Source organism: Sphingopyxis sp. sgz302558 (assembly GCF_057220455.1).
The window spans coordinates 45,658-65,975 of record NZ_JBXPUZ010000003.1; the positions used below are offsets into that span (position 1 = coordinate 45,658).

At 59.2% G+C, this 20,318-nt stretch carries 18 protein-coding genes; 3 read left to right on the plus strand and 15 right to left on the minus strand.

What is annotated here, in order from left to right; all coding sequences use genetic code 11:
- Positions 1 to 4: 4 nt before the first annotated feature.
- The 9 genes from AC2TC0_RS10795 to AC2TC0_RS10835 form a co-directional block, all read right to left on the minus strand.
- The gene (locus AC2TC0_RS10795) at positions 5 to 1,333 is read right to left on the minus strand and encodes a chain length determinant protein (protein ID WP_484717534.1); all 1,329 of its coding nucleotides are present in this window, start codon (positions 1,331 to 1,333) and stop codon (positions 5 to 7) included.
- Between the two features lie 80 nt (positions 1,334 to 1,413).
- A complete protein-coding gene (locus AC2TC0_RS10800; protein WP_484717535.1) occupies positions 1,414 to 2,166 on the minus strand; it encodes a polysaccharide biosynthesis/export family protein in 753 nt (250 codons plus the stop codon).
- A gap of 121 nt (positions 2,167 to 2,287) precedes the next feature.
- Positions 2,288 to 3,412 (minus strand): hypothetical protein, encoded by a 1,125-nt coding sequence (locus AC2TC0_RS10805; protein ID WP_484717536.1) that lies wholly within the window; start codon positions 3,410 to 3,412, stop codon positions 2,288 to 2,290.
- A 249-nt stretch (positions 3,413 to 3,661) separates the two neighbouring features.
- Positions 3,662 to 4,528 carry a SurA N-terminal domain-containing protein gene (locus AC2TC0_RS10810; protein ID WP_484717537.1) on the minus strand — a complete coding sequence of 289 codons (867 nt, stop codon included), beginning with the start codon at positions 4,526 to 4,528 and terminating at the stop codon, positions 3,662 to 3,664.
- 189 nt (positions 4,529 to 4,717) lie between these two features.
- Positions 4,718 to 6,115, minus strand: a complete 1,398-nt coding sequence (locus tag AC2TC0_RS10815) for an exopolysaccharide biosynthesis polyprenyl glycosylphosphotransferase (protein ID WP_484717538.1) — start codon at positions 6,113 to 6,115, stop codon at positions 4,718 to 4,720.
- Positions 6,116 to 6,324: 209 nt separating this feature from the next.
- Positions 6,325 to 6,471, minus strand: coding sequence for a hypothetical protein (locus AC2TC0_RS10820; protein WP_484717539.1), 147 nt, complete (start codon positions 6,469 to 6,471; stop codon positions 6,325 to 6,327).
- Positions 6,472 to 6,611: 140 nt separating this feature from the next.
- Positions 6,612 to 7,466, minus strand: coding sequence for a right-handed parallel beta-helix repeat-containing protein (locus AC2TC0_RS10825; RefSeq protein ID WP_484717540.1), 855 nt, complete (start codon positions 7,464 to 7,466; stop codon positions 6,612 to 6,614).
- A gap of 737 nt (positions 7,467 to 8,203) precedes the next feature.
- Positions 8,204 to 8,872 carry a class I SAM-dependent methyltransferase gene (locus AC2TC0_RS10830; protein ID WP_484717541.1) on the minus strand — a complete coding sequence of 223 codons (669 nt, stop codon included), beginning with the start codon at positions 8,870 to 8,872 and terminating at the stop codon, positions 8,204 to 8,206.
- 16 nt (positions 8,873 to 8,888) lie between these two features.
- Complete coding sequence (locus AC2TC0_RS10835; RefSeq protein ID WP_484717542.1) at positions 8,889 to 9,992, minus strand: acyltransferase family protein; 1,104 nt, start codon at positions 9,990 to 9,992, stop codon at positions 8,889 to 8,891.
- 100 nt (positions 9,993 to 10,092) lie between these two features.
- Here AC2TC0_RS10835 and AC2TC0_RS10840 point away from each other — a divergent pair, with 100 nt between their 5' ends.
- Positions 10,093 to 11,388, plus strand: coding sequence for a lipopolysaccharide biosynthesis protein (locus AC2TC0_RS10840; protein ID WP_484717543.1), 1,296 nt, complete (start codon positions 10,093 to 10,095; stop codon positions 11,386 to 11,388).
- On the opposite strand, the gene AC2TC0_RS10845 is transcribed toward AC2TC0_RS10840, so the two are convergent.
- Complete coding sequence (locus AC2TC0_RS10845) at positions 11,359 to 13,023, minus strand: O-antigen ligase family protein (protein WP_484717544.1); 1,665 nt, start codon at positions 13,021 to 13,023, stop codon at positions 11,359 to 11,361. The genes AC2TC0_RS10840 and AC2TC0_RS10845 overlap by 30 nt on opposite strands.
- Before the next feature lie 200 nt (positions 13,024 to 13,223).
- Between AC2TC0_RS10845 and AC2TC0_RS10850 the strand changes: the two genes are divergently transcribed.
- On the plus strand, positions 13,224 to 14,114 hold the full coding sequence (locus AC2TC0_RS10850; protein WP_484717545.1) for a hypothetical protein: 891 nt from the start codon (positions 13,224 to 13,226) through the stop codon (positions 14,112 to 14,114).
- A 38-nt stretch (positions 14,115 to 14,152) separates the two neighbouring features.
- Here the strand turns inward: AC2TC0_RS10850 and AC2TC0_RS10855 are convergent, their stop codons facing one another.
- Together AC2TC0_RS10855 and welK are read right to left on the minus strand one after the other, a co-directional pair.
- Positions 14,153 to 14,743: a PEPxxWA-CTERM sorting domain-containing protein gene (locus AC2TC0_RS10855; protein WP_484717546.1), complete on the minus strand. Its 591-nt coding sequence runs from the start codon at positions 14,741 to 14,743 to the stop codon at positions 14,153 to 14,155.
- 135 nt (positions 14,744 to 14,878) lie between these two features.
- On the minus strand, positions 14,879 to 15,886 hold the full coding sequence (gene welK, locus AC2TC0_RS10860; protein WP_484717547.1) for a beta-1,4-glucuronosyltransferase WelK: 1,008 nt from the start codon (positions 15,884 to 15,886) through the stop codon (positions 14,879 to 14,881).
- 219 nt (positions 15,887 to 16,105) lie between these two features.
- On the opposite strand from welK, the gene AC2TC0_RS10865 reads away from it, so the two are divergent.
- Positions 16,106 to 16,978, plus strand: a complete 873-nt coding sequence (locus AC2TC0_RS10865; protein WP_484717548.1) for a glycosyltransferase family 2 protein — start codon at positions 16,106 to 16,108, stop codon at positions 16,976 to 16,978.
- Here the strand turns inward: AC2TC0_RS10865 and AC2TC0_RS10870 are convergent.
- The 3 genes from AC2TC0_RS10870 to AC2TC0_RS10880 are packed head-to-tail and all read right to left on the minus strand — an operon-like array spanning position 16,975 to position 20,204.
- A complete protein-coding gene (locus AC2TC0_RS10870; protein WP_484717549.1) occupies positions 16,975 to 17,889 on the minus strand; it encodes a glycosyltransferase family 2 protein in 915 nt (304 codons plus the stop codon). The two genes, AC2TC0_RS10865 and AC2TC0_RS10870, sit on opposite strands and share 4 nt — an antisense overlap.
- A complete protein-coding gene (locus tag AC2TC0_RS10875; RefSeq protein ID WP_484717550.1) occupies positions 17,889 to 19,082 on the minus strand; it encodes a polysaccharide pyruvyl transferase family protein in 1,194 nt (397 codons plus the stop codon). Before AC2TC0_RS10875 ends, AC2TC0_RS10870 begins: the two co-directional genes overlap by 1 nt.
- Positions 19,083 to 20,204 (minus strand): Coenzyme F420 hydrogenase/dehydrogenase, beta subunit C-terminal domain, encoded by a 1,122-nt coding sequence (locus AC2TC0_RS10880; protein ID WP_484717551.1) that lies wholly within the window; start codon positions 20,202 to 20,204, stop codon positions 19,083 to 19,085.
- Positions 20,205 to 20,318: the final 114 nt, after the last annotated feature.

A 20,318-nucleotide genomic window follows, 5' to 3' on the forward strand; every position in this document is an offset into this window, starting at 1 on the left:
TGCGTCACTCGGCTGCCACGGGTGTGGGACCCGGCAAACGCAGGATACGCCCCAGCCGCTTGGGCTGGTCTGACACCAAACGACCCTGCATCATCCCGATCAGCGGCACGCCATCGATGGCCAGGTCATCGGGGCCGCGTACCTTGCGATTAAGTAGCTCGAACAGCAGCGCGAGCAAAATCCCCAGTCCAAGGCCCAAGGCGATAGCTCCCAGCATCACGGGAATCGTGCGCGGAAAGGTCGCGTCATCCGGCGGTGTCGCGCTGCTCAACAGCGTTAACCCTGCATCGGCCGACTGCGCCTCTTGCTCCTCCTTGGCGCCTTTGATCTGCGTCTCGTTCAGCTGGGCGCGTAGCACGGCGACATCATTTTGCAGCTGCTTGGCCTCGGCCAGCTTGCCGCGCTGCGACAGCACGCGTTCGCGCTGGGCATTGAACAACGCCCCAACCGATGGGCCGGTCGGTGCCGGAGCCGCCGATGCGCGCGCATTGGCGGCCGCCGCTGCCCGTTCCTGCGCGGCCGCATTGGCGGCGATGTCGCGCTGGCGCAGCAGCGCAACATAGTCGGGATGATTGGGCCCCAAAGTCCGCGACGCGGTTGCAATGGCCGCTTCGACTTGTGCCAGTTGCATCTGCGCCGGGCCTGGCCCGGAAACCTGCACCGGCATCGGTGCCATAGACACAGGCGCTACCGGCGCGCTGGAAGCCAGCGCTTGCAACCGCGCGGTATCCGTGTCGACACCCTCGTCTTGCAACACGATGTCATTGGCCTTTTCAAATTCGGCCTTGCGCGCCTCAGCCTGCGCCAGCTTGGTGCGCAGCTCGGTCGTCTGTTCGCGGAACCAGCGCGCGTTTTTCTGCGCGTCCTGCCGCTTGAACTGGATGGTCTGTTCTTCATACGCCTCTTGCAAGGCGTTGGCGATGCGGGCCGCCGCGTCGGGCGACGAACCCCGATAGCTGATCTCCAGTATGTTACTGGCGTCGATCAACCGCGCTTCCGTGCCAGCAATGATGATGCTCGCTAGCCACCGCCGAAACGGCTGGTCGCTGTTCGATTGTTGATATTGCGCGGCCATATCGGCCGACCCCGCCCAACCCAGCTTGTCGACAGCGCGTCCGGCAACCCGATAATCCTTGATCAGCTCGATCTGCGTCTTGGTATAAGCGCGCGCGTAAGAGGACGACAACACCTCACCGGTCACCGGGTCAGGCCGGATGATCTCCAACATGACGCGCGACGTTGCTTCATATTGCTTGGGGATCAGCTTGACGATGGCCACGCCCGCCAGAATGGACGCCAACAATGCGACGATGATGATGCTCCGTCGCATCATCAAAATTCGCAAAAACTGGGTGATGCTCATTGTTCAATCATCCATTGCATAGCGGCGTAAGCATGCCGCCTTCACCGAAGCTAAAAAATCCGTTGCCCGATCCGTATGGTATCATTGGGCTGGATCGGAGCATTCATATCGACTTTTGGCAATTCTACACCGTCACGAATCACCTTGACGCGGCGCTCGCTGCCTTGCGCCGTCACCCCGCCGCCGCGCGCGATGGCCATGCGCAGCGACATGTTTCGTTCCAGTTTATAAGCGCCTGGCCCATTGACTTCACCATAGATGTAAAATTGCGGAGCTTGCGCCACAAAAATGCGGTCGCCCGGATTGACGATAACGTCCTGCGCCACATCGCCGGTGGCCACCGCCACCATGTCCAGTTTCAACACTTCGCCGCTGTTGCGCGCTAGCGTGATGATATCAGCCGCAGTCCCCCGTAATCCACCGACCCGCGCCATTATCTCGGACAAGCGGTAGGCGCGGTCGATCGCCACTATACCAGGCGTTGCCACTTCACCCAGCACTGTAACATAGCGGCTGGCAAAGCTCACCACCGTCACCGACACGGCGGGCTCGTTAAAATATTGTCCCGCAATCAGCGCGGCCCTGATCTCGTTGCGCAGCTGCAATACGGTACGGTTGATAGCCGGGATATCCCCAATGAAGGGCAACTGGATCGTCCCATCAACTTGGATTTGCACGCGCGAACGGAAATCATCACGGCCCAGCACCGCAATCTCTACTATGTCGCCCGTGCCCAGCACATAACCATCGGATAGGGTGACCGGCGCCTCGGCAACGGACGGAGCTGCGGGCGTTGTTGTCATGGTCAACGGGTCAGCTGATTGCGCAGCAAGCGGCACAGTTGACGCTGCACAGGCAAGTGCCAGTAGCAAGGACAGCATAGAGCAAAATTGGCGGAAAATTGTCATTTCTTGTATCCAGCTTTCAAAAGCTCAGCCCCAGCGACAGACCTGCAAAGGAAGCATTATAGTCAAAGAATGTTCCATTCGCATTGCGTCGTTCATGGCCCGCGAATAGCCGCAGATTTAGCCGTCGCCCCACATCCATGCTTATGCCGCCGTCGATCAGCCGCAAATTCTCGTTGGTAATGGTCTGCAGACTGGGAACCACATCATAACCGTAGCGGCGTTTGGTAATGGACCCGCCAAGATCGAACTGCACCCGCTCGCTGAAGGCATATTCCAGCCGAACACGGTGGGGTGTGGACACCACAAAACCGGAATCACTGGACAAGCTGTTGCCAATTTCGCGGCCAGTTCCGGCTGACACGCGCAAATTAGGGCCAATCAACGCCGTCAGATCAAGGGCCCAAACGACGCCTTTGAAGCTCTGAACAAACAAATTGTTGCTGTCCAACCGGCCATATCCCACCGATGCGGTGGCCTGCACGCGGCTGCCAATGTCGCGCTTAATCTCCAGCCCAACTTCGTCGAAGTTGTAATCGGTATCGCCGCCGGCCGCATAAGCAATCGGCGACAGCTCGGTGATCCGGCGGCTGCCATATAAGCTCAGTTCGCCGACTGCCGGGCTGGAATAACGAAGCCCACCGCGATAGGTGGTCGCGGAATACTCCGCGCGCGCGCGCTGTGCGCTGCTATTGTCTGCCTTTTCATAGGTGATACCGGCAAATGGGGCTAGGCCCGGCGTCCGGCCGCACGCCAATGTAACACCGTAGCGCTGGATATTCTCTATATTGGTTACCCCGGGCGCACTTGGATCAGGCACAATAACAATATCGCGTAGATCCGATTGACGCCGTTGGAAGCCAACTTCCGGCGAGACGCGGCATGGTCCAACCGGAACATCTACATTAGCGTTTATCGCGATTCGTTCGCTATCAAGGTCGCTGTTGTTGGCGTGAAACACATAGCCAAGCCGCCCGCTGAGTTGCACTTCGGCGGTGCCCACCATCCTTGCCAGCGTCAACGAGACACTAGGCGAGACGATATAGTCCTCGACCTCCAAACCGCGCTGCTGTGCCAGCAAAGCCGATGATCGCGCCGAATTATCCTCGTACACGCCGCGCAGGTCGAACGCGATTTCGGTCACCGATCCGCTTGACCCTTGGGCAAACGCCGGTCCCGCAGCGGGCAACAAAGCCAGCCCGGTCAAGCTTGCGACCCCCCGGATAGTCAAGAAAATGCTCCGCATTGCGCGTGCCACAAGCCTATAGGCTCCATCGCCGACCCGCGCCCATGCCCCGAACGCAGTTGCCCCTCGATGAACGGCGTATTTGATATCATTCTCTGCACGTTTCATCTCTACCTAATTGGTTGGCCGCCCCGCGCGGTGCCTGCCCTATTTCTCGGGCGTCGCGGCTTTCTTTGCCGCTGGCGCGGCAGGTGGCTTGAAAGCCGCGCTGTATTTTACCTTGTCCTTGCCCTGCGCCAAAATGCCGTTGACGGCATTGGCCAGCTGTTGCTGGCGACGTTGGTTGGCCAAAATTTCCTTAGCAATTGCGACCGCATCGTCGCCGGACACGGGGACCAGCTGCGTGTCACGAATACGGTTAATTCGCACGCTGTCCCCTTGCGGCAGCACGAACACGGCATCGGGTGCAAGCGCCACAATCTGCCGGGTGATGGCGGGATCAGTCTGCAAGGCATCGATCACGCCAAAGGACAGCTGACTATTCAGCTTCATCGATGCCAGGTAGGCCTGCACCTCGGGCATGGTGTTCAGCGGCTCCAGGTCTTTCAGCAATTTCGGCGTGTTGCTGTTGACGGCGATCTGCTCGACCAGAAAAATGCGGCGCTGATCGAATAGCAGCGGATTTTCCGCTACAAATTCGGTGGCCTCTTCGGTCGAAACCGGCGGAGTCTTCGCCGTCACCGATTTTTCAAACATTGCGATTAGCGCCATTTGCTCAGCGCGCTTTTTCGTCAACACGCCCTCGGGGGACTTGTCGAGCTCGCGCTCGACCGCCGCTTGCGTGAGCAAGGTGCGGTTAATGATATTCTGCAAAGCCCCACGCTGAAGCGCGTCCTGTTCGGCCGCGTTGCGGCCCTTGAGCCCGCCCAACTCGTTGTTGAGCTCGGTCTGGGTAATTTCGACCCCATCGACGGTCGCGACCACCTGCCCGGTTGGCTCGGCATCCGACGAGCATCCCGCAAGTGCCAAAAAGCTGATAGCGGCGGCGGCAACAAACAGATTTTGACGTTTCATCGAATCTTCCTGAACTAGGCAAGGAATTTATGCGTTTCGGCCATCTAGGGCAGCAACGGCTGAGGCTCAAGGATATAGAAGCGATGTGCTGTGATCGGGCGCACAATGTCCCGAATTTCGACACCGGGCACCCAATTTGCTAACGGCCCGCCGACTTGGGGCACCAGACCAACTCACAAGCGGCTTTGCTCAATAAGCGTTGGGATGAACCAGCACCTTCAGCGTCCCTAGCACAATCGCCACATCGCGCGACAAGCGCCAGCCGTTGACATATTCAAGGTCAGATTGCAGCCGTTGCTCAAGGTCGCTGCGCCTTGCGGTGGCACCTCGAAATCCGCGGATTTGCGCTAGGCCGGTAATCCCGGGTTTCAGCGCATGACGCACCCAATATTGCTCACTCACTTCCCAGAACAACCGATCGCCGGCCAGCGACCCCAGCGCGTGCGGGCGCGGTCCTACAATGCTCATGTCGCCGCGCAAAACATTGAATAATTGAGGCAATTCATCGATACTTGTCGCGCGGATTATCCGCCCAACCCTCGTAATGCGATCATCATCGCGCTGCGTTGACTGGTTGCCTGCCGCGTCGCACTGCTCGGTCCGCATGCTCCGGAACTTCAGAATCATGAACATGCTGTTGCCTTGCCCGACCCGCGCCTGCTTGAACAATGCCGGGCCCGGGCTTTCCAATTTGATCGCCACCCACACCAACAACAGCAGCGGCGAAAGAAAGATGATGGCCGGAATAGCGACGGCTAGATCAAATGCGCGCTTTTTGATGCGGTTGGTCAGGCTTAGCGGACCGCGCGACACCAGCAACGTGTCGGTCCCGCCAACTTCGTTCAATCCGATGGCCCCTAGCCGCTGGTTGCCTTGCAGCATGAATTCGCCGCTGACCGAACTTCCCTTCAGGATGATCGACCACAGCGACTGCCGCTTCAGCGGGCATGAAACAATCACCCGGTCAAAGGGCCGCACCAGTTCGGCAATGCGATTCAACATCGCCGGATCGGCCAGATCGGGTTCCAGCCCCGCAGTGCGGGCATTCATCACCACACAGCCATGGCCTGCGGGTGGTGGATCGCCGCCGTCAATGATAAACAGATTGTCGGTCAACCGCCCGCGCAGCTGTTGGTAATACATGCGGTGGCAGATCAACCGTCCGCCTGCGATGCCGATCACGCTCATCGCCAGCGCGCTGGCAAAACCCACGCGCGAAACCAGCACGCCAGTCTTCGTCGCAAAGGTGGTTAACACGATGATCAATGCGGTCAGGATCAGCGCGAACAAAGCCCGGCGAGCGCTCTCAAAATAGCTTTCCAGAACATTCAGACTATAGGCCGACTGATTGGCAGCGATCAGCAAATATATGCCCAACGTGGTCAGCCCCAGGTCAACACCGGCGGGCTCCAGATAGACATCTTCACGGATTTGTTCCGCCAGCGTGAAGGCCAACAGGATCGACAGACTGTCGACCAGGCCAAAGGAAAAATAGGCGGCAATGCGGGCCCGCTGCCGCGATTGCACGGGGCGGGTCGGCACGGCATCCACTGGATCCGGTTTCATGCTCGCCGTCTCGATGTTCACTTTATCGCCTTCGGTCGCCTTGGCCCCCGCACTTCGCTGCCCGAACTACATGCAAAAACTGCGTTACGATTGCCTTTACTAAGCAAAGCGCAGATAGGACACAAATAATTGCTGCACTGCACCTTGAACCGTTGCGCGCAATAGACCTTGCTGCTTGGCAAGGGTTTGGAGCTGGGCCGGATGCGGCAGCCCCCTTGCCTCGCTCGGCTTCACCGCATCACATAGAACAGCGCCATGGCCAGCATCGCCAGCGTTAGCAAAAGCAAGGCATATCCGCCAAATTCCGACAGTTTCCGCTCGAGACTGCGACGCCGGTCAGGTACGAACGCGCCCAGCGCTGCGTGGTCTACAGGCAATCGAAAGGGATCTTTTTCCACCATGGCATGCTGCTCCCCAACTCGTCCCGTCTGGCGCGGGAATGTCCCAAATTTGCACAGCAAAGGGCGAGCAACAAGCAATATTTGCTGCAATAGCGGCGGACCTCGGCCTGGCGACGTCAGCACCGCCCATCTTGAACCCGCTCATCCTGCACTTTGTTGCCGCAGCGGCGCGCCATGCCAGGTCGAATGATTGCCTTGATCGGCGACCCTGCCGCGCGCTGAACCTGATTGTTCATGATGGAACAGCCGATACAGTTGCCCAACGTGATGTGGTGATAGTTGTCGGTGCGAACGGTGTTATTCTCGATGGTCACATTTTGCAGCGGGGCATCCCCCGTTGTGTCCATTTGCGTGATGCCCTGTGTTTTGCCTTCGACCAGATTGAGCGCAATGCGGGCACCGACAACGCCGTTTCGCATTTGGATGGCATCGGAATGATAGCCGTCTTTCCAAACCCCGGCGCAATTACGTTTTGCTAGGCCCAGCTGGACCTGACCATTGACCAGGCATTCGGTCGGCTTGCCTATTGGATTGCCAAATTGGTTGCCGGTAATCGTCAGGCCGTTCACGCGACTCACAATCATGCCATCCTCGCCCAGCGCCACAAATTTGCTATCAACAATGGCGACGTTGCGAGCTTGGTCGACAACCACCCCCTTCTTGGCGGCGGTTATCGTCACACCCTCCAGCCGGATATTGGCCGCAGCCTGATGGATCAGCACAGCATAACCATTGCCAGCCCGGCCGTGCGCACCATCCTTTGCCGACACTTTGCCTCCGCGCCAGCGCACATTGGTACCGCGCACCACCAATCCGGCGACCGAACTGCCACCCGCGTTGATGGTAACCTCGCGGCGATACTGCTTGCTAATCGTTATCGTCGTGCAGTTACCCTTCAGGTTGATAACCTCGCCGCCCTGCGCCGATGCAAGTAGGGCGGTGATGGTCGCGCATGTTGCGGTCAAACTCATAAATAGGCTCCTGCGGCCACAGCCCCGCTGCGCACGGCTCTGGCAAAATCAAATGCCATCGGCGCGTCGGTCACAATTGCCCGCGCCGGGCTACCCGGCTGTAGCACATAATCCCCCCCACCAGCACCCGTCGTCGGCCCGCTTGTCGTATGTGCGGGGCGGGTGAACTGCGGGCCATTTCGCCGGGGTCGCCTATGCCAGCACCGCCGTGCCCGGCGTCAAAAGAATAAATTGCTGGGCCGGTTCAGCCGCCACATTGCAAATAATTGCGAGGTGTTTGCTGGTTTAGTCATGCCTCTTGCTGCATCAGCCGTCGCCTGGCCACGAAACAAATAGGATACAAAGCCTAACTGCTGATTTGTCAGCTGTCAGAAAGCGATTCTTCTTGTAGTCAGAAATTCAGCCTAGAATCAGGGCAGCAGCGCCGGCAACCGGTAACCAGCAAAGCACCGCCGAGCCAACTACCACTCCCGCGCGCCAGCGCAGGCTACGCTCGGACCGTGCCCCTGCTTCTCCGGTTAGCCGCGCAGCCAACTCTGCTTGCAAAGCCCGCGCCGGGCTAGGTACCGCTTCAACATTCGCGTCGTCCGCCAGAGTTACCAGCACCGGTTGAGTGGTCGCAATCTCGCGCACATACTCTGAAGCGCGACGATTTTTCACGGCCAGCATAGCACCCCCCCCCCTGACAAGACTCCGACCTGCCACGGTGCGGTTAACAAAAGCTTGCCCGAGCTGCCTCACACCCCGCGCGAAACCGCGATAATTGATTTTTTCAGACCCATCACGCGCTCGAAGCGGATTTCGGATTGGGGAAACAGCGTACGCATCTGCGCCGTCGTCAACAAAATCGACGAATCCACAAATTTATATGCGGTATCCAGATCCTTGGCTCTGCCAGCCGTTGCCAGCGGCAATGCCATCATCAACCGCGCGCGCAGCGGGTGGGGTAACCACTGCTGCATCGGCAGCTTGGCGAAATGCGGATCAACCGGGAACCAGTAGTTGGGGGTCTGCACATAGTGGGCAAGCGCCACCCGCTGCACCTCGCGCGCAAACGCCGCCATACTGCCCCACTGGCCCACATGTTCAATCACCGAATTGCTATGGTACAAGTCATAGGACTGGTCAGCGATGTCCAGTTTGCAGGCATCGCCAACGACAAAATTGAAAACATCACTTTCGGCATCACTCTGCTCGAATTCCGAGGCATAAAGGTTGACGAGATCAATCTTGACCTCCTGTTCGCGCAGAAAGGGCAACCCGACCCTCCGCCAATATTGGGACCGTCCACCGACATCGACAATCCGCAACGCGCCGTCGCGGCGCGGCAGCCGCACGATCAGTTCGCGCAGAAACAAATCCCGTCGCGCGCGGAATTTTTCCGAAAGGCTTGTCGATCCTGTCACTACTCGCTCCCTGTTATCAGACATTTCTCGCGTCAACGCCCGAAACATCAAGCGCTTTTGCGCGCATCGCTCGTCTCGTTTTCAGCCATGACCGCGCGCCGCTCAGCGCCGGCTTCTCGATCAGAAACCAAGACAGCGCGGCCAACGGCAGCACTGCCACCAAATTGGCCGCCGCCATCCAGCGATGATCGGCAACCAAGTCCGGCACCAGTTGCTGCAACAAAACCATCACCGGAAACGCGAGAATATAGATACCATAGGAAAAATCGGGCCAGTGCGCCGTCACCGCGCGCGCCGGTCCGCCGCCGAACACGCCGGTCAGCACCAGCGTGAATGCCGCCGGGGTGGCGAGCAGCGCCGATCCCAGTAGCTGGTGCTCGGCAATCGCCAGCACCGCCAGCCCCAGACTCAACCACCACGGCGGCATCGCCCGCGCGCGCTCCAGCCAAACCAGCGCCCCCGCCGCAAAACAGCCCCACAGCCGCATCCAGATGTCGAGATTGTAAAGCAACCCGCCCGTGGTCGCCGGAAACGCCGCCCACCATTGCTGCGCCGCCGCCCAGACGATGCCCGCTACTACCGACAGCACCAGCACCGGCCGCACCAGTGCCGCGCGCCGATGCCCGATCACCGCAAATCCCAGCGCCATCACCAGATAACAGCGCAGCTCCCAAGGGATGGTCCACAGAGAAGCGTTGACAGCCCACAAGCCCAGCCCTGATGGATTAGGCAGTGCGTATTCCGCCTTTACCATCGTAAAATTCAGAGCGACGAAGCGTAGGCTTTGGGGATCAGTCAGATAAACTGCGGGATTACTGCTAAGGAATGCAAAGCCAATCAGGGTCAGAATTGTGCTCAAGATTATCGCTGGCCAAATCCGAGCCACACGCATCAGCAGGTAGGCCAGCACGCCAGGCTGACGAAACAGACTTTGGCAAATCAGAAAGCCGCTAACGAAAAAGAACCCATTTACCGCAACATGCGAAAACGGAAGGCCGACCCACAATTCTAATTCGTCTTGACTAAGAGCACCTGTCGAGAACCAATAGCAATGTGTCCAGATCACTGCCGACGCTAAAACCAGCCGCGCCCCGGTAAAGTTATTTCCGTCCGCCGCCAATTGCGCGTCGCTAATCCCTTGCAAGCCCTTGTCTCCCTACCCTGCCACGACCGGCGCTATCGCGTTGCAAAGGTCCGCACAATGGCTAATGGCCTCGGGCATGATCGCGCGCCTCCGCCACCATTTCCCCGCGCTCGCCTCGGTGACCATCCGCGCGGTCGGGGTTGCGCTTGGATTTCTCATCGTCATCATCATCGGCCGCACCTGGGGGCCAGAAGGCAGCGGCGTCTATGGTCTGGTCAGCCAGACCGCGATGTTCCTGGGCATCGTTGCCGTGGGCGGGCTGGATCTTGCCGCGGTGCGCGCCCTGTCCGGCATCGATCCGGCGACAGAGCGCTTGGCGGGGGGGGCGATCGTCCGCTTGCTTGCGATAACGGCGGGCTTGGCCGCCGTCCCCGTTACCCTGATCTTCCTATTCGGCAATCGTGCACTCGCGCTGCTGATTAACGAACCCCTGCCCGTCCAGGCGCTGGCCGCGCTGATGGCGCTGCTGCTTGCGCGCGCCATAGCGCGCATGATGTCGGCCATTTTGCGAGCGCAGCACTTTTTCTTGCTTGGTCAGGCAATGGATGCCGCCGTCATCCCCGCACTCTTCGGTGCTGCGCTGCTGCTGGTCGTCGGGGCATCGGTCGAAAGCTTATTGTTCTGGATGATGGTCATGGCTATCGTCGCCATCGCCTTCGGCTTCGGTGCAATCTTTCTGGTCTATTTCATGGCCCGACGCTCAGGACGCACAGCGATCGCGCCCGGGCTGCAATCCATGGCAGCCACCGCGCTGCCACTGTGGGGTGTGACGATCGCGCTCAACTTTGCCGATTGGTACGGGCTCACCGTCGTCACCTCGCAGCTGGGCCTTGCAGAAGCGGGCATCTACCGCGTCGTCATGCAATTCGCGACTGTCTTTTCGTTGCTGTCGACTGGACTGTTCGGGGTGTATTCGGTGCGCATCGGTGCGGCACAGACCAAGGCCGACTGGGCTGCCGTCGCGCGGCTCGTCCGATCGGCGACAATGCTGTCCGCCGCGCTTGTCACCGTTCCCGCGGTCATCCTCATCGTAGCGGCAAAGCCGGTTTTGGGCATTGTCGGGCCGGAATTCCAGAGCGGAGCGACGGCGTTGCAAGTCGGCCTCGTCGGTCAGATTCTCTATATCGCCACTGGGCCCGCCGGTCTGACGCTGGCGATGACGGGGCATGCCCGCATCAATCTGGCCATCACCCTTATCAGCACTGCCAGCCTTATAGTCTTTGCCCCGCTGGCCGCCTCGCATTATGGCACCATTGGTGTGGTTGGCTGCATCTCGGCGCTGCTCGTGGCGCGCAATGTGGCGTCGCTCGCCTTCGTCCGCCGCCAACTCGGAATCAATGCGCTAAGCGGCCGGTATCATCCGCCCGCTTGACCGTTGCCCGAACTGCCCAACCGGCAGTGATGATAACGACACCGTCTCCTGTTTAGGCACGCCTACGGGCCGCGCCAATATCGCTACTACCAGGCCCAATATGGCAAATACCAGCGGGTGTCCCTCCTGTTGGCTCAAAACCGACTTGATGACAATAAAATTGGCCAATGCGATGACCGCCGGGATGATCCACAGATTGGTGCTATTGTGCTCGCGTATGCCTCGGCCACCGCCACGAATCGCGGCAATAAAGAACATTCCAAAGTAAACAAAAAATCCTATTAAACCAATTTCTAGCAATATTGACAGATAGTAGTTGTCAATTGTTAGAACGTCATTACCATTTCTGAACCCAAGCGTCTCTGCGGCTTGGCCTATACCGTAGCCCCAGGGACGTTGCAAAAAGTCGTCGATGCCCATTTGGACTTGTAACTGCCGAGTTGCATCGCTTGCGGCTTGGGCGCCACTTCCCCATACCATGTTACGAAGACGCCGAACTGTAAACGTCGCAATTATGAAAAACACAAAGAGGACTGGATAACTTAATGTGATGGCAGGTCCAAAAAGACTGTTCCGATCATGTTTCCACCGACGCGCACCCCAAAAAAGGATGTAGAACATGAACGAGAGGAGGAATCCAACCACCCCAAGCCGTGAATCTGTTGACAGGACAACAGTGAAAACAACCGGTAATGTAAGTGCCGCTGCAATTTTTGTTGCAAACGTTTTCCCTGCAATCGCAAAGTGTAAGATGAACGGCGTAACGAGAGCCAGAAATTCTGCGAAACTGAGAGGGGTAGTGTATTTCGCTTGCACCCGGTAAATGCCGGTTGCAGCCCGCCGTGCGCCAGACAGTGTTCTCTGGACTGACTCGTCATCTACCGCCAAAAATGACGGAATGTGCCCAGCCCAAGGAACTTGGCCTATCCGCCATTCCCACAAGCCCATCACGCACCAGAACAGCGTGACGCCCCACAACAGCCAAGCGAAGCGCTCGATATTCCCTTGCCGCGAAAAATAATGGAGCGACACAAAAAACAGCGCGATCCAGTTGACCAATGCGATGATCAGATGGTTGGTCGATGCCGACTGGCTGGTCGAAAACCCCACCGACATGATAATCAGTGCGACATAGGCAAGCATCAGCTTGGTTATGGCGGGATTGGCGATCATCCCCTGTTTAATCGATCCGCGGAATTCTGCCGATTGCGATAGGCACACCAGCAGCAGCAAGACCATCGGCACGCCAATCAGACGCGCGGCGGTAATCCAAGGCAAAGGGGCAATGTCCAGCGCCAGATAGTTTGGCCAGACCAGCATCGCTATCATGAACGCGATGAAAAATTTGCGCAGCAGCGCATCGGGTATCTTGCCGCGCTCGGGCAACGCCCAGATGATCAGCAGGGCGACGATAGCAAGCGGCAGAGTGAATGGCACAATCAGGAACCGACCAATCAGCAGGAACAGCGCACTATAGAAAAACAAGACCACAAAGGTGGCTGTAAAGACCAATTTGCGGTGACGGCTCAGCCAGCCAGGTTTCGAATAGCCCGCCAACACTTCGGGTGCGGCCGCGCCAGCAGTCTTGCGTCGCCATCTTCCCAAAAATGCCATAGCTGATAAATTCTTCCCCATACTCAGGCTCAGTCCATGGTCTGGTTCTTGCGAACCGACCCGGCGCTATAGGCCACGCCCCACCCCCGCGCAATTTCCGATTCCCGGCCTTGCCGATTGATGCTGTCGCATTTTGACCCTAAGGTCACGATGTTGAAAATGATGGTTTCCCGTATCGGCGGCCCACCCCCGGACGGCAAAAACAAGAATAAGGGCGTAGGATGGCAAGCGATGCAGCTGTGGGGGGCAAGGCCCTGGGGCGCCGGCGTCTTTTCTGGCTCTGGACGGCGGCCATTGTCGCGGTGTTCGCCTTTCTTTTCTATCAGTCCGTCAATTATATTGGCCTGATGTACCGTTTTGCGGAATGGCAGTTCGAAGTTTTCGACCGCTATTTTCCGGTGCTGAGCATCATTGCCTTACTGGTGCTGCTCTACCTGCTGTGGGAGGCCGCACGCTATGTCTTTCGCCGGGGCTGGCGCACTCCCCCGCCCGAGACGCTGCATCTGCGGCGTATCGCCAACCGGCACAGCGCGGCGCTGTTTTTGCAATGCGCGGCGGTGACCGGACTTATCCTGACCATCGGCACCTTCATCCAATGGATGCAGCAACCATCGACGCGCGGTCCGGCGACAGCGATCTCGCTCGCAGGCGGCAGCACGGCGCGGCTCGTGCCTGGCCCCGTGACGGTCAGTGGCCTGCGCGCAATCGGACCCATTGCCCGCTATTCTGAGGATTTTCTGCTGTTGCGGCGCACGCGTTTTCTGGCCCCGGTCGGGCGCGCGACCGGCCCCGGCACCCCATATAATCTGTTCGTCGAGGTGCGCGGGATGGATCCAACGCGCGACGTTTCGGCCAACATCGATGGCGTGCTGCGCTTCGACGCGCTGATGCCCGAAATCCGCGCGCTTTATCGTGATGCCGATTTTCCGGTGGCTGAACAGAGCGGAGTCATTTTTGCTAATGCTGCGTCGGCGGGCCGCCCATTTGTGGTGTTGATGTTCGAACTGCTAGCGATCAGCTTACTTGCCGCCCTGTTCGCGCGCCATTTTCGCCGGTCGGCCCGGAATCAGGAGCGGGAACTGGCCAAGATTGCCACCGACTTAGAGAGGTAAGGTAGACTGAACGACGACAGGCTTGTCGCCCGAATAACCTAAGCGGCAGACCAAACCCGGCGACCGGCGCGGCGCAGTGCGCTACCGATCAAACCAAAGCCCAAAATCATGAATGCCCATGTGGTGGGCTCGGGCACCACGCCCACGGGAGGAGCCGGCGGCGTCACAGGCGGCGCTGGGTTGGTGATGCTGCCGCCCCCACCGCCTCCGCCGCCACCCCCGCCGCCCCGGAAAGAGCCGAACGGGCCCGAGCCGCCAGAGCCACCGCCCGGATTGGTCGGCGCGGGCGATGACAAGACTGGCGCCCCACCCGGCACCTGCGTACCCAACGGGATCAGCGAGGGTATGGTTGCGCTGGCGGTCTGCGGAATTGCCCCCGGCAGTCGATCGCCAAAGGGCGGCCGCCCCGGGCCGCTGCGCTCGCGCCGCAGCGGATCAAGCACGGCAAAAGTCGGCGAGCCCCAGTCATTGCCAAAAAGCCGGTCCCAGTCGATTGGTGGCGCAAACCGGCTATTTTCCAACAGCTGCGATGCCAGCATCCCGTCCATACCGTCGCGGGTCAACAACAGCGCACGTTCGCGGTGGGGCAGAAACGCCGTCAGCATGACCAGCACCAGCAAGGCGGTCATGCCACGCGACAGCGACCGCGTTGGTGATTTGCGATATGCCATTCTATCCGATGATCCCCAAAATCCGCTGCGCCCCTCGCACAGGGCTTCCATGGTTTCAAGACTGTTAACCCAGCCTGTATCAGAATGGTCACACTAATCGGACGACGGTTTGTTCGCCGAAATATAGGCGCGTAGCCAATCGGCCAGTGCGCGCGGATCGGTCGTCGCCATTCGTGGTATTCGCTGTTTCACCGCGCCCAGCGCCGCCACAAAAGAGGGATAGTCACGCGCCACCTGTATCAATCCTCGCTGCTCGAACGCGCTCGCAATCTCGCTCTGGTGGTCATCATAATGTTCGCCCAGATCAAACTGCCGGGGTATGACGATAACATGGCAACCGCGCTGCAGCGCTGTGATGATCGATCCTGTGCCGCCGTGACAGACGACAATTTCGGCGGCGTCCAAAATTGCACCCATCTGGTCGAACGACAGTCCTTCATGGCATACGGCATCGGCGATGGCGCGGCCTCCGGTTCCGGTCTGCACGATCAGCTCCGCCGGCAACAGGCCCGCTTGCCGCGCCTGCTCGACCCAATCGACCAGGCGGGGAAAGGGCAATGTCGCCCCCACTGTGGCCAGTGCTAGTGCGCGCTTGGGCGGCGGCGGTGTGTCCAATTCGACAAACGGGTCAAAAATCAACGCGCCGTGCCATTGCGCGCCGCTTTGCTGCGACTGCGAGATCCGGACATGCGCCAGCCACCCCGCCAGCCGGGCAAACAGCGACGGCGCATGGAATCGGGCAAAGCTATCGATCAGCACAATTTTTGCGCCGGCCAATCGGCCGAACAGCAAGAGCGGCGCCATCGATCCGGCTCCCGTCGTCACAATAATGCCGGGCCGCTCGCGTCGCACTATCGAAAACGATTGGCGCAGATTGCCAAACGCTGCGCCAATCATCGCCCGCCAATTGCCCAGTTTGGCCTGGCCCCAGGCAAAATGTGCAACGAAATGTGTCGGATACTTGCTAGCGATGCTTTGGCCCAGCGCGGTGGGTTCGGTAACGAAGAATAAGGACTCTTTGGCCCACACGTCTTGCAGGTCGAGCAGCTGACGAACATGCCCACCCCCGGATGCTGCCAGGCAAAGTTTGACGCTTGTCATTGGCATGGGTTCCGAACGGTTATCTTGTTGCGCTCAATCATGACTGATCACCGATTGCGATGTTGGCCAGCGCCGTCTCATAGACAGGACAAATAAACAATTGGATTTACCTTGCTTGTTTGGGTTGCCCGTGCTGTCAGGCTTCGTTGTCTTTGCTCAGATTATGAGCGCCAATCATAGTCAGCCAAGCCTAGCGCTGGTTAGGATAATGTCTTCACCATGCCTGCAGTTTCCGTCATCATACCGCACTATAATGATCCGGTTGGGCTCGACCGCTGCCTGACCTCGCTTGAGCAACAAAGCTATCCGCGTCAGGACTTTACGATCATCGTTGCCGACAATGGCTCGCCGCAGGGGCTTGATGCGATTGCCGCCGTGATCGCCGACCGGGCGCAACTAATTCATGCGCCGGAACGCGGCGCCGGTCCGGCGCGTAATGCGGCCGTCGCCGCGTCTACAACTCCGCTGCTGGCCTTCATCGATTCAGATTGCGTGGCCGAGCCGCAATGGCTGGCCGCGGGGATTACCGGGCTCGATCATTATGATTTTTGCGGCGGTCCCGTTAATGTACTGATCGACGATCCACCGCCTTGGACGCCTGCTCAGGCCTTCGAAATGGTCTTTGCCTTCGACAATGAATCGTACGTACGCGACAAAGGGTTCACAGGATCCGGAAATTTATTCACCCGCCGTGACGTGTTCGACACCGTGGGAGGATTTCGCGTGGGCATGTCCGAAGATCTTGAATGGTCGCACCGTGCCAACAGCCATGGTTTCCGCCTCGGTTTTGTCAAAGACGCTGCCATTGGCCATCCGGCGCGCCGGACATGGGATGAACTGCGTCAAAAATGGCTGCGTATCCAATCTGAGACTTATGCACTGAAGTCCCCGAACCTTGCCAACCAGATACACTGGCTGGCGCGCACATGGGCCATGCCGCTGTCAATCGTCGCCCACACCCCGCGCATCCTTGGTCATCCGAAATTGGGTTCAACGGCCAATCGTTGGGCCGCCTTTAAGGGCCTGGTACGACTGCGGCTATGGCGCTGGTGGGACGGCCATCGTTTGGCTTTCGGTTGGCGACGGGATTAAACCCACTCCGGCTTACCGCGCCGATTCCTCACGCCATCATACCACGCCGTGAGTGCAATCTGCAGTTGCCGCCAAGCACCGCGTTTGGAATAAAAATACAGGGTTAAAAGCAGTGCACCAAATATGCCGGGAATGAGTAGATGCGGCGCTGTATCGCGCAGGGTCAAAATGCGGTTGCGCTCATTGCAATATACCGGGAGGCGACCGCGGCAGCGCACCGCATCCCCGGAACCGGTCGTGCTACCCTGATGATGTATGACGCGGCCATCCGGACAATGCCCCAGCTTCATGCCGCGGGCACGGCCGCGCAGGCACCACTCCACTTCTTCGCAATAGAGGAAATAATCTTCCCGCATTAGGCCCGTTACCTCAACGAAGCGACGCGTGCAGAGCAATGACGCGCCACTGATAAAGCGCATCTTCTGCTCAACCTCAGGCTGTGTCGGCGCATTGGTCGCAAGCCGCCCCAAGCCGATGCTCCGTGCATAAGCCAGAAAACCGATCCATTCCCCACCACACGAACCAAGCGTGCCGTCTGCGTTCAACAATTGCCCGCCTACCGCATCTGCATCGCCTTGGCGCAGTCGGCCAATCAAAGCCTCTAGGGCACCGGAGTCGGCGACAGTATCAGGATTGAGCACCCAATATGCGTCAGCCGTACCAGCAGCATCGATGCAACGATTCACCCCACCGGCGTATCCGGGGTTGGAATGGTCTGCGATTAACTGGACCCTTTGTCCATTTTCAAGGGCCGTTGGCAACTTTGCTCTCAACGCTTGGAAGGCTTCCGGCCCGCCATTTTCGCACACCACAACCTCAAAATGGCGATAGCTCTGCCTGGCAAGCGCGTCAACGCATCTAAGAATATCGTCGGGGGCACGAAATCCGACAATGCACACCCGCACATGCATCACCCGCCGCGCCTTGCACCGGCAATCTGCCGCTCCAACTGCTCCACATATCCATCAAGCCGGCGTGCGGCGACGTCCCGGCCGCGCCGGGTGGCCGCGCTGAGTTCCTGGCGCCGCTCGATCGCATCCAGCGTCATCGTTACCGCGTCGTCGGTCGAAACACCCCGCACCGGCACGCCATGGGGATAGTCAAGCGCGCCAGCAAACAATCCCGAAAATTTGCGGCTGTACGCCACCGGCAGCACTGCCACGCCAGTTGAATAGGCCGCAATACAGGCATGCATTCGGCCAGCGACCAGAAAGTCGAGCGATGCAATGCAGGATTTCGCCTCGACCGGATTGGAAAATTTTCGGACCGCTGCGATGCTTGGAAACTCCAGCCCCAGTGATTCAGCAACGCGGCAGTCATCGTCGACCGGCATGACATCGCTATTGACGTGACAAATCAATTCGATCCGAAAGCCCTGCCGCGACAGCAACTGCTTTAGCAGCATGCGCGTGTAGGCAGGATAGTCAATCTCCATGCCAAAGCTCGATTTGCCATCATATCCGCGATTGAACAGCAAACCTGATACATTAATCCCTATGGTGGGCATGTCTTCACGCTTGGGCCACTTTGTATGCGGCATAGCAAAAGCCACATCTACCGCTTCATAGACTTTAGCCCTCGGGGCCATTTTCTCTGCGGCGAGGTAGGAGTCGGGATCGCGCGCAACCACCAGCGCCGCCCGCTCCATCACCTTAGCCGCCAGCCAACTATGGAGCGGTCGAGAAAATGGACCGATCGTCTGCGGCCCCATTATTAGCGGAATGTTAAGCTGCAAAGCCCGCACCTTGCTCCACCACAAGAATGCAAATCGTTTGTTGCTATAGATATCAGTCCAGCTGTCGCCGCCACCAATATCGACAACCAGATCGCACTCTTTAATCGCACGATTGAAGGCGCCGCCCGGCAGCATGGCCCGTGCGTTTAACAGCACGCATTCGATGTCATCGCCTTCAATATAAGTCGGTTGGCCACGGTCAGCGAAGCCAAGGACGATGAAGCGGACCGGACAATTCACCGCGGCGCAAGCCTGCCGCAACAACGCTATGCTGCCGACGGTCAAAGCGCCCACGCCCAAATTGCCCGAATTAACGGTATGCCATAGCAGCCCGACCGTGAGCGAAGCATTTTTGCCCGAAGTCGACATTCAACGCCGCCCCTGCAAGATTCGCCGGACAGTTCCCAGCCCGTTCTTGATAGTCTCTCCCACGCCAGCCCGCGGCGCGGCGGCTCCAACATCCAGTCCGTTCATTGCAGGACGTGGTTGCAGCGTCGCTACACATGCCGCGAGCCTTGCGGCCACCAGCCGTTTGCGCCGGGCTTGTCCGGGCTGCATCAGTTCGACTTCGTCAACGGGTAACGGTTCAGCAATGACTACTCCCGCCGCCATCGCCTGCCGCAGCAGTGCATCACCGGTACTCGTCCGGCTCATGATCAAGCTGCGACCGTCCTGCTCGTCGAAATCGGGATAACCGCTTTCGCCGCCGTACCAGGCATCGGCGCAGGCAATATCGGCCACGCCTCCAACGCCGTCAGGACAGATTTTACAGCGGAACTGCACTTCTTTGGAAAGCTGGCCGCCCCAACTGTCGGCGTAGCGCATTTCGGCTACGCGGCCGTCATGCGTCTCGGCCCGCGTCATTCCGGGCCAGCCATTGCCGCGATAGCGAAATAACCGAATTTCTTCGGGGGCAAACCCCATCGCGCGGATAATCCGGTCGGCCCCAGCGTGGCTTGGCACACCAGCGCAGAAGAAGGACAGCATCAGCGGTACGCGTTCATTCACGCGCGGGTCGATTGTCGCCAACTGCCGAAGGGCTGACACGTCACAAGGCTTACCCACAAAGGCAAACCGCCCGGGTGCGGCAAGCGCGGCGTCAATCTCCGCAAGCGGCGAAGATGCGGCGTAGCGCGATCCAGCCGCGGCGACCACTTCCGCGCGGGTGCTGGACCAAACTACTATGTTACGCGTTGGCTGAACCGGATCAGCGGCGATTTGCAGCACGCGGTCGACCAACCCGGTCTCCAGCGCATAAATGAGCAGCGCTGATATGGCACCGCCCGACGACGCGGCATGGCGGACTTCTGCATCGACAGCATATCCAGTCAAGGTCTGGAACCACGGACCCCATACGCTATGCCGCCGCGGCGCAGCCTGCCACGGGGATACGCGGCTGCCCGGACAGGCGGCGGCAATGGTTCGCTCGGCTTGCTGCGAAATCGGCGCTGAACTTTCGGGCCGGCTATAGCCGGGGGCAACACTGCGCATGGTCACACGACCGTCGGTGACAGCAGCGCACAAGCCGCAGCCAGTGCACAGTTCGCCCCTCAAGACGCGGCTTATTGTCTTTGAGACTGTTGTTCTTGAAATTGCCTCGTCGCC

What these genes read in the sequence shown, in the direction of transcription:
- AC2TC0_RS10810 (WP_484717537.1), bottom strand. Translation starts at nt 4,528, where the DNA reads ATGAAACGTCAAAATCTGTTTGTTGCCGCCGCCGCTATCAGCTTTTTG.
- welK (WP_484717547.1), bottom strand. Translation starts at nt 15,886, where the DNA reads ATGACAAGCGTCAAACTTTGCCTGGCAGCATCCGGGGGTGGGCATGTT.
- AC2TC0_RS10855 (WP_484717546.1), bottom strand. Translation starts at nt 14,743, where the DNA reads ATGACCGCCTTGCTGGTGCTGGTCATGCTGACGGCGTTTCTGCCCCAC.
- AC2TC0_RS10800 (WP_484717535.1), bottom strand. Translation starts at nt 2,166, where the DNA reads ATGACAACAACGCCCGCAGCTCCGTCCGTTGCCGAGGCGCCGGTCACC.
- AC2TC0_RS10825 (WP_484717540.1), bottom strand. Translation starts at nt 7,466, where the DNA reads ATGAGTTTGACCGCAACATGCGCGACCATCACCGCCCTACTTGCATCG.
- AC2TC0_RS10880 (WP_484717551.1), bottom strand. Translation starts at nt 20,204, where the DNA reads ATGCGCAGTGTTGCCCCCGGCTATAGCCGGCCCGAAAGTTCAGCGCCG.
- AC2TC0_RS10795 (WP_484717534.1), bottom strand. Translation starts at nt 1,333, where the DNA reads ATGATGCGACGGAGCATCATCATCGTCGCATTGTTGGCGTCCATTCTG.
- AC2TC0_RS10875 (WP_484717550.1), bottom strand. Translation starts at nt 19,082, where the DNA reads ATGTCGACTTCGGGCAAAAATGCTTCGCTCACGGTCGGGCTGCTATGG.
- AC2TC0_RS10845 (WP_484717544.1), bottom strand. Translation starts at nt 13,023, where the DNA reads ATGGGGAAGAATTTATCAGCTATGGCATTTTTGGGAAGATGGCGACGC.
- AC2TC0_RS10850 (WP_484717545.1), top strand. Translation starts at nt 13,224, where the DNA reads ATGGCAAGCGATGCAGCTGTGGGGGGCAAGGCCCTGGGGCGCCGGCGT.
- AC2TC0_RS10840 (WP_484717543.1), top strand. Translation starts at nt 10,093, where the DNA reads ATGATCGCGCGCCTCCGCCACCATTTCCCCGCGCTCGCCTCGGTGACC.
- AC2TC0_RS10870 (WP_484717549.1), bottom strand. Translation starts at nt 17,889, where the DNA reads ATGCATGTGCGGGTGTGCATTGTCGGATTTCGTGCCCCCGACGATATT.
- AC2TC0_RS10865 (WP_484717548.1), top strand. Translation starts at nt 16,106, where the DNA reads ATGCCTGCAGTTTCCGTCATCATACCGCACTATAATGATCCGGTTGGG.